The sequence below is a fragment of the Kribbella orskensis genome, assembly GCF_004342085.1.
GTDB lineage: Bacteria > Actinomycetota > Actinomycetes > Propionibacteriales > Kribbellaceae > Kribbella > Kribbella orskensis.
The window spans coordinates 254,685-269,176 of the sequence record NZ_SLWM01000011.1; the positions used below are offsets into that span (position 1 = coordinate 254,685).

The 14,492-nt window shown below is 68.0% G+C and carries 13 protein-coding genes and 1 riboswitch; of the genes, 7 read left to right on the forward strand and 6 right to left on the reverse strand.

Annotated features, from left to right (window positions below; translation table 11 throughout):
• Positions 1-44 precede the first annotated feature (44 nt).
• From EV644_RS27285 to EV644_RS48170, 5 genes are all read left to right on the forward strand, one after another.
• On the forward strand, positions 45-626 hold the full coding sequence (locus EV644_RS27285; protein WP_132191370.1) for a DinB family protein: 582 nt from the start codon (positions 45-47) through the stop codon (positions 624-626).
• Between the two features lie 78 nt (positions 627-704).
• Positions 705-820, forward strand: a riboswitch (cobalamin riboswitch).
• A gap of 176 nt (positions 821-996) precedes the next feature.
• Positions 997-3,867, forward strand: a complete 2,871-nt coding sequence (locus tag EV644_RS27290; protein WP_132191369.1) for a ribonucleoside-diphosphate reductase subunit alpha — start codon at positions 997-999, stop codon at positions 3,865-3,867.
• The gene (locus EV644_RS27295; protein ID WP_199240018.1) at positions 3,864-4,919 is read left to right on the forward strand and encodes a ribonucleotide-diphosphate reductase subunit beta; all 1,056 of its coding nucleotides are present in this window, start codon (positions 3,864-3,866) and stop codon (positions 4,917-4,919) included. The genes EV644_RS27290 and EV644_RS27295 overlap by 4 nt, the downstream gene beginning before the upstream one ends.
• Positions 4,920-5,015: 96 nt before the next feature.
• Positions 5,016-6,101, forward strand: a complete 1,086-nt coding sequence (locus tag EV644_RS27300; protein WP_132191367.1) for an epoxide hydrolase family protein — start codon at positions 5,016-5,018, stop codon at positions 6,099-6,101.
• A gap of 15 nt (positions 6,102-6,116) precedes the next feature.
• A complete protein-coding gene (locus tag EV644_RS48170) occupies positions 6,117-7,391 on the forward strand; it encodes an MGH1-like glycoside hydrolase domain-containing protein (protein WP_158292933.1) in 1,275 nt (424 codons plus the stop codon).
• On the opposite strand, the gene EV644_RS27310 is transcribed toward EV644_RS48170, so the two are convergent.
• The 6 genes from EV644_RS27310 to EV644_RS45550 form a co-directional block, all read right to left on the reverse strand.
• Entirely contained in the window at positions 7,382-7,663 is a 282-nt protein-coding gene (locus tag EV644_RS27310) for a hypothetical protein (protein WP_132191366.1), read from the reverse strand. The genes EV644_RS48170 and EV644_RS27310 overlap by 10 nt on opposite strands.
• Complete coding sequence (gene cimA / locus EV644_RS27315; RefSeq protein WP_132191365.1) at positions 7,660-9,249, reverse strand: citramalate synthase; 1,590 nt, start codon at positions 9,247-9,249, stop codon at positions 7,660-7,662. Before cimA ends, EV644_RS27310 begins: the two co-directional genes overlap by 4 nt.
• A gap of 275 nt (positions 9,250-9,524) precedes the next feature.
• Positions 9,525-9,923 carry a hypothetical protein gene (locus tag EV644_RS27320; protein WP_132191364.1) on the reverse strand — a complete coding sequence of 133 codons (399 nt, stop codon included), beginning with the start codon at positions 9,921-9,923 and terminating at the stop codon, positions 9,525-9,527.
• Between the two features lie 175 nt (positions 9,924-10,098).
• A complete protein-coding gene (locus EV644_RS27325) occupies positions 10,099-11,190 on the reverse strand; it encodes a branched-chain amino acid aminotransferase (protein ID WP_132191363.1) in 1,092 nt (363 codons plus the stop codon).
• A 46-nt stretch (positions 11,191-11,236) separates the two neighbouring features.
• Positions 11,237-12,301, reverse strand: coding sequence for a 3-isopropylmalate dehydrogenase (locus EV644_RS27330; protein WP_132191362.1), 1,065 nt, complete (start codon positions 12,299-12,301; stop codon positions 11,237-11,239).
• Positions 12,298-12,450: a hypothetical protein gene (locus tag EV644_RS45550; RefSeq protein ID WP_199240019.1), complete on the reverse strand. Its 153-nt coding sequence runs from the start codon at positions 12,448-12,450 to the stop codon at positions 12,298-12,300. Before EV644_RS45550 ends, EV644_RS27330 begins: the two co-directional genes overlap by 4 nt.
• Positions 12,451-12,704: 254 nt before the next feature.
• Between EV644_RS45550 and EV644_RS27335 the strand changes: the two genes are divergently transcribed.
• Positions 12,705-13,271 (forward strand): O-methyltransferase, encoded by a 567-nt coding sequence (locus EV644_RS27335; protein WP_241998777.1) that lies wholly within the window; start codon positions 12,705-12,707, stop codon positions 13,269-13,271.
• A gap of 779 nt (positions 13,272-14,050) precedes the next feature.
• Positions 14,051-14,492 (forward strand): IS110 family transposase (locus EV644_RS27340; RefSeq protein WP_132191360.1); only part of this gene is annotated, 442 nt, incomplete at its 3' end.

A 14,492-nucleotide genomic window follows, 5' to 3' on the forward strand; every position in this document is an offset into this window, starting at 1 on the left:
CATACGTTCGAAGAGCAAGCAAACGGGGAGTGTGAGGAACTGTGATGCCGGAGCCGTTCGACTGGGACATCCTGCAGCGACCATCGGCGATGGCGATGGTGCGGGGTCAGCTCGGCTTCAGCTGGATGGTGCTGTCCGGGCGGCTCGCGGCCCTGACCGACGAGGAGTACTTCTGGCGGCCGAGCAGCGAGGCCCTGACCGTCGTCCGCCGCCAGTACGCCGGGCGCTTCAGGTCGCTCGGCACCGGCGAATGGGTCGCGCAGTGGCCGGACGAGCCGGACCACCGGGGACCGCGCACGATCGCCTGGCTGATCGCCCACCTGACCGAGACGTTCTTCGAGCGCTGGGAGTGGACCTTCGGTGAGAGCCGCCAGGGCCGCGCCGACATCACCCTGCACGGCAACGCCCGCGACGCCGTCGCCTGGCTCGCCCACTGGGTCGACGCGTGGCAGCAGTCCATCGCCGACCTCGACGAGCAACAGGTGATGACCGTCGGCCTGAGCCAAGCCACCGAACTTGACGCCGGTGAGCCCTTCGGCCACGTGATCCTCCGCCTCAACCGCGAACTCATCCACCACGGCTCGGAGATCATGACCCTTCAAGACCTCCACGCTTTGGCCGCCTGATCCGCAGCGCAGTGACGGGAACCACAAGATGTGCGACACGCGGCGCGTCGTGCCACAAGATCTGGGGGTCGAGGAACTAATCTCCCTTCTACTGGTGGTAGGGGAATCCGGTGGAAATCCGAAGCTGCCCCGCAGCGGTCAGCGGGGAATGTGTCTCCGTGAGCCCGAATACCTGCCACCGGTGCGGATGCCGCCGGCACCCGCTGTCCGAGGCCTCGAGGGCGGGCCGCAGGACGAGACGAACAGCAGAACGTCTGCGCGCACGCGCCGGGTGGATGACCGGGTGCGGTGCGGCGGACGTGGCTGGGCGTGTCGTCGTGCGCTCGTCCGGGGGTCTCGGTCGTCAGAGACTCGCGTGGAGAGAGTGCTTGTGACCATCGTTTCGTCAGCTCAGCCGACAACCGGGCAGACCCCCGGGCAGTCAGCGCCGATTCAACTCACCGTCGTCCGACGCGACGGCAGCACCACCACCTTCGACCCGACCAAGATCTCGGTGGCTCTCAGCAAGGCCTTCCTGGCCGTCGAGGGCACCGAGGCAGGGAGCAGCCACCGGGTCAGGGACCTCGTCGCCGACCTCACCGCACGAGTGGTCGCCGCACTCACCAGTCGCGGTGATGCACGGCGCAGTGTGCAGGTCGAGGACATCCAGGACCAGGTCGAGCTGGCGCTGATGCGCGCCGGCGAGCACCAGGTCGCCCGGGCCTACGTCCTCTACCGCGAGGAGCGCAGCAGGGCCCGCACCCCGGAGAACGCGGCCGAGCTCAGCACGCAGCCGCCGGCCATCACCGTTCGCGCCGCCGACGGCAGCACCGCTCCACTCGACGTGGAACGCCTGCGCCTCATCGTCGCCGAGGCAGCCGCGGGACTCGACTCGGTCGACGCCGAGCTGATCCTGAACGAGACTCTCGGCTCCTGCTACGACGGCATCGCCCAGCACGAGGTCGAGCTCGCCCTGGTGATGGCCGCCCGCGCGTATGTCGAGACCGAACCGGAGTACAGCTTCGCTGCCAGCAGGTTGTTGCTAGACCAGATCCGCCGCGAAGCGCTCGGCCGGGTGCACGGTGAGCCGCGCCAGGCGAGCCAGGCGGACATGGCCTCGGCGTACGTCGACTACTTCCCGAAGTACATCGCAACCGGGATCGAGGCCGGGCTGCTCGACCCTGAGCTCGCCACCTTCGACCTCGCCAAGGTCGCCGCGGCGATCCAGCCGGAGCGCGATCTGGACTTCGCGTTCCTCGGGCTGCAGACGCTGTACGACCGCTACCTGCTGCACATCGACAAGGTCCGCTTCGAGCTCCCCCAGGCCTTCTTCCTCCGCGTCGCGATGGGGATCGCGCTGAAGGAGGAGAACCGCGAGGACCGCGCGATCGAGTTGTACGAGCTGCTCAGCTCGTTCCGGTTCATGTCGTCCACGCCGACGCTGTTCAACTCCGGCACCACCCGGCCGCAGCTGTCGTCGTGCTTCCTCACGACTGTCGAGGACGACCTGGCCGGCATCTTCAGCGGCATCCGCAACAACGCGCTGCTCGCGAAGTACTCCGGTGGACTCGGGAACGACTGGACACCGGTCCGCGGTATCGGCGCGAAGATCCGCGGCACCAACGGCGAGTCCCAGGGCGTGGTGCCGTTCCTGAAGATCGCCAACGACACCGCGGTAGCAGTCAATCAGGGCGGAAAACGTAAGGGCGCGGTCTGTGCGTACCTGGAGACGTGGCACATCGACGTCGAGGAGTTCCTCGACTTGCGGAAGAACACCGGTGACGAGCGCCGCCGAACCCACGACATGAACACGGCCAACTGGGTGCCGGACCTGTTCCTGCAGCGGGTCGAAGCCGGCGGCGACTGGACGCTGTTCTCGCCCAACGAGGTGCCGGACCTCCATGATCTGTACGGCGCTGCGTTCGCCGAGGCGTATGTCGGTTATGAGAAGGCCGCCGACCGTGGCGAGATCCGGGTGTTCAAGCGGGTCAAGGCGGTCGACCTGTGGCGCCGGATGCTGACCGTTCTGTTCGAGACCGGGCACCCGTGGATCACCTTCAAGGACGCCTGCAACCTGCGTTCGCCGCAGCAGCACGACGGCGTGGTGCACTCGTCGAACCTGTGCACCGAGATCACCCTGAACACCACGGTCGACGAGACCGCCGTCTGCAACCTGGGCTCGGTCAACCTGGTCGCGCACCTCACCGCCACCGGCCTGGATGCCGACCTCCTCCGCGACACCGTGAAGACGGCCGTCCGGATGCTCGACAACGTGATCGACGTGAACTTCTACACCACACCCGAGTCCGAGCGCGCGAACCAGCGGCACCGCCCGGTCGGCCTCGGCCTGATGGGATTCGCCGACGCGCTCTTCTCACTGCGCATCCCCTACTCCTCCGACGCGGCCGTCGCCTTCGCCGACAGCTCGATGGAACAGATCAGCTACCACGCGATCGAGGCGTCGAGCGACCTGGCCGCCGAGCGTGGCAGCTACCAGACGTACGACGGATCGCTGTGGAGCCAGGGAATTCTCCCGATCGACTCGCTCGAGCTGCTCCGCGAGGCGCGCAACGGCGACCTCACCGTCGACACCAGTCGCACACTCGACTGGGATGCCCTGCGGGCAAAGGTGCAGCGCGACGGGATGCGGAACTCCAACGTGCTGGCGATCGCGCCGACCGCGACGATCTCCAACATCTGCGGGGTCAGCCAGTCGATCGAGCCGATCTACCGGAACCTGTTCGTGAAGTCGAACATGTCCGGCGAGTTCACCGTCGCCAACCCGTACCTCGTCGCCGACCTCAAGGCACGCGGCCTGTGGGACCAGGTGATGGTGTCGGACCTCAAGTACCACGACGGGATCCTGTCCCAGATCGACCGGGTGCCGGCCGACCTGCAGGAGCTCTACGCGACCGCGTTCGAGCTGGACCCGCTGTGGTTGGTGAAGGCTGCGTCGCGCCGGCAGAAGTGGCTCGACAAGGCCCAGTCGCTCAACCTGTACATGTCCGCACCCTCCGGCAAGGCGCTCGACGAGCTCTACCGGTCGGCCTGGCGGCATGGCCTGAAGACGACCTATTACCTGCGTTCCCAGTCAGCGACTCACGTAGAGAAGTCCACGCTGCAGGGAACCGACGGCCGTCTCAACGCCGTTCCAGTAGCCCTGCCTGAACCCACTGCGCCAGCAACCCTTTCGGCAGCCCTCCCAGAACCCACCGGTGCTGTCTGCTCGATCGACGATCCTGACTGCGAGGCCTGCCAGTGACCACCACCGGACTGGGCGAGATCGCCATCGGAGCATCGCGGGTCGAGGTCGCCGACAAGGCGATGATCAACGCCCGCGCGGACGTGAACCAGTTGCTCCCGCTGAAGTACCAGTGGGCCTGGGACAAGTACCTGGCCGGCTGCAACAACCACTGGATGCCGACCGAGGTGCCAATGCAGGCCGACATCTCCCTCTGGAAGTCCCGCGACGGGCTGACCGAGGACGAGCGGCTGATGCTGAAGCGCAACCTCGGCTTCTTCGCCACCGCCGAGTCCCTGGTCGCGAACAACATCGTGCTCGCGGTCTACCGGCAACTCACCAACCCCGAGTGCCGGCAGTACCTGCTCCGCCAGGCGTTCGAGGAGGCCGTGCACACGCACACCTTCCAGTACATCTGTACTTCGCTCGGCCTGGACGAGGGCGAGCTGTTCAACATGTACCGCGAGGTGCCGTCGATCGCGGACAAGGACGCCTGGGCGCTGAAGTACACCCAGCACCTGGAGGATCCCGACTTCAGGACCGGCACCCCGGAGGCGGACACGGACTTCCTGCGCGACCTGATCGCGTTCTACGTGGTCTTCGAGGGGATGTGGTTCTACACCGGCTTCGCGCAGATCCTGTCGCTCGGCCGGCGCAACAAGATGGTCGGGATCGCCGAGCAGTACCAGTACATCCTGCGCGACGAGTCGATCCACCTGAACTTCGGCATCGACTGCGTCAACCAGATCAAGCAGGAGAACCCGCACCTGTGGACCGCGCAGTTCCAGGCCGAGGTGCGGCAGATGCTCACCGAGGCGTGCGAGCTGGAGGTCGCCTACGGCCGCGCGACGATGCCGAACGGCATGCTCGGCCTGACCGCCGACCTGTGCGAGCAGTACATGCACTTCATCACCGACCGCCGGGCGGAGCAGATCGGCCTCGCCCCGATCTTCGGCGAGACCCGCAACCCCTTCGGCTGGATGTCCGAGGTGATGGACCTGAAGAAGGAGAAGAACTTCTTCGAGACCCGCGTGATCGAGTACCAGTCGGGCGGCAGCCTCAGCTGGGACTGAGCTCCTGAAGTTCACCTGGGACTGATCTCCTGAAGTTCTGTTGGTGCGACCAACGATCATGAGCTATCGTTGGTCGCACCAACAAAGGAGACAACCATGATCGAGCCGTTCACCATCGCCATCCCGCAGGCCGACCTCGACGACCTGGCCGACCGCCTGGCCAGGACCCGGTGGCCCGACGAGCTCCCCGACGCCGGCTGGGACTACGGCATCCCGCTCGCGCGGATGAAGGAACTCACCGAGCACTGGCGCACGGCGTACGACTGGCGCAAGCAGGAAGCCCGGCTGAACGAACTCCCGCAGTACACGACCGAGATCGACGGGCAGCGGATCCACTTCGTGCACGTCCGCTCGGCCAACCCCGAGGCGCTGCCGCTGATCCTCACGCACGGCTGGCCGGGCTCGTTCCTCGAGTTCCTCGGCGTGATCCGGCCGCTCGCTGAGAACTTTCACCTGGTCATCCCGTCGATCCCCGGCTTCGGGTTCTCCGGGCCGACGCACGACCAGGGCTGGGACATCCACCGCGTCGCCCGGGCCTGGGCCGAGCTGATGAACCGCCTCGGCTACGACCGGTACGGCGCTCAGGGTGGCGACTTTGGATCTGGGATCGCCCGGGCACTGGCGAACGTCGCCCCGGACCAGGTGGTCGGCGTCCACGTCACCTACCTGCCGCTGCCTCCGCCGAAGGGGGTCGAGTTCGACCTCGACGAGGAGGACACCCGGCGGGTCGACCGGATCAAGGCGATGATGGCGAACCGCCCGGCGTACCAGGCGTTGCAGGCGACCCGGCCGCAGACCATCTCGTACGCGCTGACCGACTCCCCCATCGGCCAGCTCGCGTGGATCGCGGAGAAGTTCACCGAGTGGACCGACCCGGCCTCGGAGATCCCGATCGACCACCTGCTGACCAACGTCACGCTCTACTGGCTGACCGGTACTGCGGGGTCGTCCGCCCGGCTGACCAAGGAGTCGGCCGGGACCACACCTCCGGTCTGCGCGGCGCCGCTCGCAGTGGCGGTGCTGCCGCACGACATCACCTTGGCGATCCGGCCGCACGTCGAGCACTCGTTCCAGGTGGCGCAGTGGACCGAGTTCGAGCACGGCGGCCATTTCGCCGCCGTCGAGGTCCCCGACCTGTTCGCCGCCGACGTGACGAGGTTCTTCCAACTGCTGGGACACTAGAGCACAGTTGCCCACATGACGATCGAGGAGGCCGATCCCTCGGCCGCGGCCCGGGTTCTGTTCGGCAACTGGACCGGGCGCTCGACTGTGCCGTCGCACTCGCTGTACCCGCACCAGTGGAGCTGGGACTCCGCGTTCATCGCGATCGGCCTGCGTCACCTGTCACCGCAGCGGGCGCAGGTCGAGCTGGAGTCGCTGTTCGAGTCGCAGTGGGCCGACGGCCGGATCCCGCACATCAACTTCTCCCCCTCGGTCCCCCGCGACGCCTACTTCCCGGGCCCCGACTTCTGGCAGGCGAGCACGCCCAGCGGCGTCGAGACGTCCGGGATCGTGCAGCCACCAGTGCACGCGCTCGCCGTCTGGCTCGCCCACCAGGCCGACGAGCAGGAGTCCGTACGCCGGAACTTCCTGGCCGGGGCATACCCGAAGCTCGTTGCCTGGCATGCCTATCTCCGCGAGCACCGGGACCTCGGCGGCCGCGGGCTGGTCGCGATCGTGCATCCCTGGGAGTCCGGGATGGACAACAGCCCGGCCTGGGACAAGGCCCTGGCAAGGGTCGAGCCGGCTCCGGCCGGGTCGTTCACCCGACGCGACACCGACCACGCCGAGGATGCCGACCGCCCGACCGATCTGGACTACGGGCGTTACGTGCAACTCGCGGCAACCTACCGGGACCACCGGTACGACGACGCGGCCACGCCGTTCGCCTTCGCGCTGGAAGACCCGTGCTTCAACGCACTACTGATTGCCTCCGAGCACGCGCTGGCGTCGGTCGCCAAGGCCCTCTCGCTTGACCCGGCTCCGCATCTCCAGGCGGCCGCCGAGCTGACCGCGGCCCTGGTCAAGGAACTGTTTGCCGACGGCATCTTCCGGTCGCGAGACCTGGCCGACGGCGAACTGGTTGCCGCCGACACCGTCGCAGGCCTGATCCCGTTGCTGATCGACAAATTGCCGGTGGCAACGGAACTGCTGACCACCGCACGCGGCCCGCGGTTCCGGCTCGGTGAGGTGCGGATGGTGCCGAGCTACGACCTGACGGGTCCCGCGTTCGAGCCCGGGCGGTACTGGCGTGGGCCGAGCTGGTTCAACACCGCCTGGCTGATCCACCGCGGCCTGGTCGGCCTCGGCCAGGCGGAACTCGCCGACGCGCTGCGCACCGACGTACTGGAGTTGGCCGCCGCGACCGACTTCGCCGAGTACGTGGATCCCTACACGGGTGAGGCTCGCGGCGCTCGCGACTTCAGCTGGACTGCTGCTCTGGCGCTGGACCTCGAGCGGGCTCAGCTGTAGCTGACCTCGAGGACGCCGACGATCTTGTCGAGGCGGGCGGCGACGCGGCCGGCGTCGAAGCCCGCGCCCTCGACGACGACCCGGAGCGTGCACGTCTCGAGGCACAGCTTCAGCTCGCGCACGTCGTATGGATTCAGCTGGACCGCGATCCGGGCCAGTAGTCCGCGGGTCTCGACCACCTGCGCGGTGAAGACGGTGAGCACCCGCTCCGGTACGACGTACGCGGGCGCGGCGTCCGCGGTCCGGGGTGCGAGGGTTGCCAGCGCGGTCATCGGGCGACCTCCTTGTGGCGGAGCAGACCGTAGGTGAACCCGTCGACCAGTGCCTCCCACGAGGCTTCGACGATGTTGTGGCCGACCCCGACGGTGAACCAGGATCCTTCGCCGTCGGCGGTCTCGATCAGGACTCTGATTACCGCATCCGTGCCATGGCCCTGGTCGAGGATCCGGACCTTGTAGTCGACCAGTTCGAACTTGTTCACCACCGGGTAGGCCCGCTCGATCGCGGTCCGCAGTGCGTGGTCGAGTGCGTTCACCGGGCCGTTGCCCTCGCCGGTGACGATCTCGCGCTCGCCGCCCGCGACCAGCTTCACCGTGGACTCCGACACCGCCTCGCCGTCGGCCCGGGACTCGGTGATCACGCGCCAGGACTCGACGTCGAAGAAGCTCGCCCGGCTGCCGGTGACCTCCTCGGTCAGCAGCAGCTCGAACGACGCGTCCGCGGCCTCGAAGGTGTAGCCGCGCGACTCCATCTCCTTGACCCGGTCGGTGACCCGGCTGACCAGGTCGCGGTCGTTGCCGAGGTCGAAGCCGAGCTCGCGGCCCTTCAGCTCGACGCTCGCCCGGCCGGCCATCTCCGAGACGAGCATGCGCATGTCGTTGCCCACCAGGGCCGGATCCGTGTGCTGGTAGAGGTCGGGATCCACCTTGATCGCGCTGGCGTGCAGTCCCGCCTTGTGGGCGAAAGCGGACACACCGACGTACGGCTGCCGGGTCGACGGCGGCACGTTCGTCACTTCGGCGATCGCGTGGGCGATCCGGAACGACTCGGCGAGCTTGCCGGGCGGGAGGAGGTCCATCCCGCGTTTGAGCTCGAGGTTGGCGACCACCGCGAGGAGATCCGCGTTGCCGGTGCGTTCGCCGTACCCGTTGATGGTGCCCTGGACGTGCGTGCAACCGGCCTCGACCGCGGCGATCGAGTTGGCCACCGCGCAGCCGCCGTCGTTGTGGGCGTGGATGCCGAGCCGGGCGCCGGTCGTCTCGAGGACGTCGCGGACGATCTCCTGCAGTTCCCTCGGCAGGGTGCCGCCGTTGGTGTCGCAGAGCGCCACGACATCGGCGCCTGCCTCCGCGGCGACACGAACTACCTCCAGGGCATAAGCGCGGTTGGCCCGGTAGCCGTCGAAGAAGTGCTCGGTGTCGAGGAAGACCCGCTGGCCGTGCTCGCGCAGGTGCTGGACGGTGTCGGCGACCATCAACAGGTTCTCGTCGAGCGTGGTGCGCAAGGCCCGTTCGACGTGCGCGTCGTGGCTCTTGGCAACCAACGTGACGACCGCGGCGCCGGAGTCGCGCAGCGCGGCCACCTGCTGGTCGTCGGCGGCCGTCGTCTCGGGCTTGCGGGTCGCACCGAAGGCCGTGAAGGTCGCGTGCCGCAGGTGCAGTTCGGTCCGCGCCCGCGCGAAGAACTCGGTGTCCTTCGGCACCGCCCCCGGCCAGCCGCCCTCGATGAAGCCGACGCCCAAGTCGTCCAGGTGCTGCGCGATGGCGATCTTGTCGGCCACGGACAGCGCCAGACCCTCCTGCTGCGCGCCGTCGCGCAGAGTCGTGTCGTAGACGTGGAACTCGTCGGATGTACTCACAGGATCGCCTTCCGGTGGGGGCTGGTCTGGCGCTGGTCTGGCAGTGGTCTGGTCCAGGTCGGGCAAACAAAAAACCTCCCGCAAGGTGCGAGAGGTCTGCGCGCTCAGGTGGTGCTTGCTGAGCGCGCCTAGCTAATGATGACCCGGTAGTTCTTCATGACATTTCGCAGTCTGCCACAGGAAGTCCACGGGGTGGCGAAATGTCTCGAAACGCGAACATCCGGTACGCCGACCAGTACTGCCGCGCCCGTCAGAGTCCAGGATTTGCCCCTGATTCAGGCGGTCAGCGACCAGCCCGGGTCGTCCCAGGCGGTGTAGAAGTCCTCCCGGCTCAGCGGGCGCAGACCCCACTCGTCCCGGTCCAGCGCCTGGTCGGTGAGCATGCCCTCGTCGTCCTCGAGGCGCTGCCACCAGTACCGGGTGATCGTGCCGTCCTCGGCCGCGCCGAGCTGGCGGACCACCACCCACTCCCGCTCGTGCCAGACCGCCTCGTACAGCCAGTCGGTGCCGGCGTCGTCGGCGAGCGCGCCGAACGTCCGGGGCGCGGTCCCCCGGTCGAGCTCCCTGATCAGCTCCACCGTCGACCGGATCGCACGCCGGGCCTCGGCCGGCCAGTCGCGCCTCTCCGCGAGCTCCGCGTAGTAAGCCTCGACATCCTCCGGGAAGCTGCTCATGCCCTCGCCCTCGAGTCGGAAACGGTGCCTCGACCCTATCCAACCCAGCTGCCCGCACACGCCGAGCGCACCTGAGAACATCCTGTGAAATCCAGCCCTGAATCCGGCCCCGCAACGCGGTCGCGCCCGGAGAACACAAGGTTTCTCCGAGCGCGACCGGTTGTTGTCCGAGGGTTCAGCAGATCTTGGTCATCCAGTTGTGCGGATCGGCGGCGCGCCCGTACTGGACGTCGAGCAGAGCCGTGCGGACGGCGCTGGTGACGGGGCCACCGTTGCCGTCGGCCACCTGCACCTCGCCACCGTTCCACTTCAGCGAGGCGACCGGGGTGATCACCGCGGCCGTGCCGCAGGCGAACACCTCGCGGATCTTGCCGGAGGCGGCACCGTCGCGCCACTCGTCGATCGAGATCTTCCGCTCGGTCACGGTGTAGCCGAGATCGGTGACGAGCTTCAGGATCGAATCGCGGGTGATGCCCTCGAGGATCGTGCCGGACAGCTCGGGCGTGACGACCGAGTTGTCGTCGAGCACGAAGTACAGGTTCATCCCGCCGAGCTCTTCGATCCACTTCTTCTCGACCGCGTCGAGGAAGGCGACCTGGTCACAGCCCTGCTCGGTGGCCTCGGCCTGGGCGACCAGTGACGAGGCGTAGTTGCCGCCTGTCTTCGCCGCTCCGGTGCCACCTGGCGCTGCGCGGGTGTACTCCTCGCTCAGCCAGATCCGTACCGGCTTGACGCCCTTGGCGAAGTACGAGCCGGCCGGCGACGTGATCGCGCAGTACGTCACCTGCGCCGACGGGCGGACGCCGAGGAAGGGGTCGGAGCCGAACATGAAGGGCCGCAGGTAGAGGGAGGTCTCGCCACCCCCGGGGACCCAGGCCTTGTCGATCTCGACCAGCTTGCGCAGCGAGTCCAGGAACGCGTCCTCGGGAAGTTCCGGCAGCGCGAGCCGTCGGGCGGACCGGACGAACCGGGCCGCGTTCGCCTCCGGGCGGAACATGTGGATCGAGTCGTCGGGGTGGCGGTAGGCCTTCATCCCCTCGAAGATCGTCTGGGCGTAGTGGAACACCGAGGTCGCGGGAGACAACTCCAGCGGTCCGAAGGCGGTGATCCTCGCGTCGTGCCAGCCGTTCTCCTTGTTCCAGGTGGCGATCGCCATGTGGTCGGAGAAGTACTGCCCGAATCCCGGGTTCGCCAGGATCTGGGCGCGCTGGTCGTCGCTGGCCGGTTGGGTGTTTGGCTCAACGGTGAACTGCAGATCGGCGCTCATAGCCGCACCGTACCTCGTGCCGAAGTGGTCATGCGAGCCTCCACTTTCAGCCGGCGGCGCGCTTGGCGATCGCATCACCGATCTCCGCGGTGGTCCGCGCGTGACCGGTGCGCTCCTCGATGTCGGCCGTCACCGCGGCCTCGATCGCGGCCGCGGCCTCCGTCAGCCCGAGGTGGTCGCAGAGCAGCGCGGTGGACAGGATCGCCGCCGTCGGGTCCGCCTTCTGCTGGCCGGCGATGTCCGGGGCGGAGCCGTGCACCGGCTCGAACATGCTCGGCGCGGTCCGGTCCGGGTTGATGTTGCCGCTCGCGGCCAGCCCGATGCCACCGCTGATCGCGGCGGCCAGGTCGGTGATGATGTCGCCGAACAGGTTGTCCGTGACGATCACGTCGAACCGGGCCGGGTCGGTGACCATGAAGATCGTCGCCGCGTCCACGTGCAGGTAGTCCACGGTGATGTCCGGGAACTCCGGCGCGATCGCGTCCACGGTCCGCTTCCACAGGTGACCGGCGTACACGAGCACGTTGTTCTTGTGGACGAGCGTCAGCTTCTTACGGGGCCGCGCCTGCGCGCGGGCGAACGCGTCGCGCACGACCCGCTCCACGCCGTACGCGGTGTTGACGGAGACCTCGGTGGCGATCTCGGCGGGGGTGCCGACCCGGAGCGCGCCGCCGTTGCCGACGTACGGGCCCTCGGTGCCCTCGCGGACGACGACGAAGTCGACCTCGCCCGGGTTCGCCAGCGGCGAGCCGACCGACGGGTAGACCTTCGACGGGCGGAGGTTCACGTAGTGGTCCAGCGCGAAGCGGAGCTTCAGCAGCAGACCGCGCTCGAGCACGCCGGACGGGACGGTCGGGTCACCGACCGCGCCGAGCAGGATCGCGTCGTGCTTGCGGATCTCCTCGAGCTCGGCGTCCGGCAGCGTCTCGCCGGTGGCGTGCCAGCGCTTGGCGCCCAGGTCGTACTCCGTGCGCTCGAAGGTGACGCCGTAGTTCGCGCTGACGGCGTCGAGAACCTTCAGGGCCTCCACCGTGACCTCGGGTCCGATCCCGTCGCCACCGACCACCGCGAGCGTGAAGGTCGTCTTCGTGGAGTGCTGTCGCGTGCTCACTTCTTGGGTTCTCCCCCGTTGTCGCGGCGATTCATGGCCTCTTGGACTGGCTGGTTGTCGGCCTGACGCGGGGCGGGGCGGCGACGGCGGGCGGCCTTGCGCTCGCGTCCGTCGACGACCTTCCAGGTGGCCGGATACATTTCGTACATGCTGCTCTCCCGTTGAACTCGCTGTCGAGAAACGGCCGACGGTGGCGCTACCGGGCGGGAGGTACGCCGGAACCCGCGCCGGGGGGTCGGCCTTAGCGAATCCCGGCGCGGCAGCAAATAAGGCGTACCGCGAACTGCATGATGGGGACGAAGATACTCTGGCGTCCGACTAATTCGCCACCATGCGGTCAGCATGTCCCGGCATGTGAGATGCCAGTGACACCGCTGGCCCGATGCTGTGCAACTCTCAACCGGTGAGCGCTCCCCCTGAACTACCGCCGCTGGTTTCCGCGGCACTCAGCCTGTCCGGCCGGCGCGGATTCGTCAGCGCGACCCGGAACGAGACCGGCCGGCTGCTCGCCACCCTGGCGGCCTCCCGCACCGGAACTCTCGGCGAGGTCGGCACTGGTTGCGGCGTCGGCTCGGCCTGGCTGCGCCACGGCGCCACCGACGGCACGAAGATCGTCACGGCCGAGAGCGACCCCCAACTGGCCAAGGTGGTCGCCGACCTGTTCGCGGACGACGGCCGGATCGAGGTACTCGCGGCGGACTGGACAGCCCTGATCGAGCGCGGCCCGTTCTCCCTGCTGTTCGTCGACGCCCGCGAGGCGAAACTCTCCGCCCGCGACGTCATCGCCGAAGCAGTCGAGCCCGGCGGCTTCGTAGTGCTGGACGACTTCACCCCGTCCATGGTCTGGCCCCCGATGTACGAGGGCCGCGTCGACACGTTGCGCCAGGAATGGCTCCAGGACAGACGCTTCACCACCGTAGAGGTAATGGTCGCCCCCGACGCCGCAGTACTCCTAGCCACCAAGCGCTGAGGACTCCGCCACCCACGCGGGTCTCCTACGCCGCACCTGCGCTGCCATGTGCAGGGCAGGCCCAGGTGGCGGCCCCGGCGTACGGAACGGCGGGAGGTACTGCGTGCTCCCTGCGCCTCAACCGCCGCAGTGAGCGTGGTGGCTGACGTCGCGAGCGACATCTACCTGTCGTTCGGTACAGCCGGGGGCGCCGGGGTGGCGATGGTTGGCGGACCGCCTGTCCCAGCCACCTTCTGTTTTCATTCGCCCTGAGACTGCAGGACCGGTTCCGGCGGAGGGGGCGAATGGAAGCTAGGGATTGTCGCCCGCCGACGGTCAGCCGCTGTGCGACAACGCAGTACAAGAAAGCTGGGCCCGAGCGCGCTCCTGGGTGGCAGGCTCGGGCCCTGGCCGGCCGCAGCTTGGGCAACTGGCAATCGCTGAGTGCGGGCGAGCAGGGTACGGAAGGACAGAAAGTACTGCGTACGCTCCGCGCCTCCACCGCCGCGGTGGGCGTGGAGGGTGGCGTCGCGAGCGACATCTACCTGATGGGTGTTATCGGGTCTTTGGCAGACTCGGTGCCTGTAGCTGCTGGCAGGTGAGCACTGGTACTTCCTGGGCCGTTTGAGCCCTGGCGACAGAGCGTGCCCTTGCTGGTGGGTTGGGAGGCGTGAACGGCTGATGGGATGTCGTGCCCACTGCTGCTGGTTGGTGGTGTGAGCACTGATCCATTAGGGCGCCGTTGTCTCCTGCGGGGCTGCTGATGCTCATCGAGTGCAAGACGACGGGAGAACTGCATCGTGTTGTTCGTTGGTGATGACTGGGCCGAGGACCACCATGACCTCGAGGTCGAGGACGACCAGGGCCGGGTGCTGGCCCGTAAGCGGGTCGGTGAGGGCATCGCGGGGATGGTGAAACTCCACGAGCTGGTCGCGGAGTTCCTGGGTGACGACGACGGCCCGGGCCAGGTCGTGATCGGGATCGAGACCGACCGGGGACCGTGGGTTCAGGCGTTGATCGCGGCCGGTTATCAGGTGTTCGCGGTGAACCCGAAACAGGCCGCCAGGCATCGTGAGGTGATCTCGATCTCGGGCGCCAAGGACGACAAGACCGACGCGCACACGCTGGCCGACATGGTCCGGACCCGGCGCCACCAGCTCCGCGTCACCGAGCCCGACTCGCCGCTCGCGGCCGGGGTCAAGGTGCTGGCCCGGGCGCATCAGGGCCTGATCCAGGAACGGA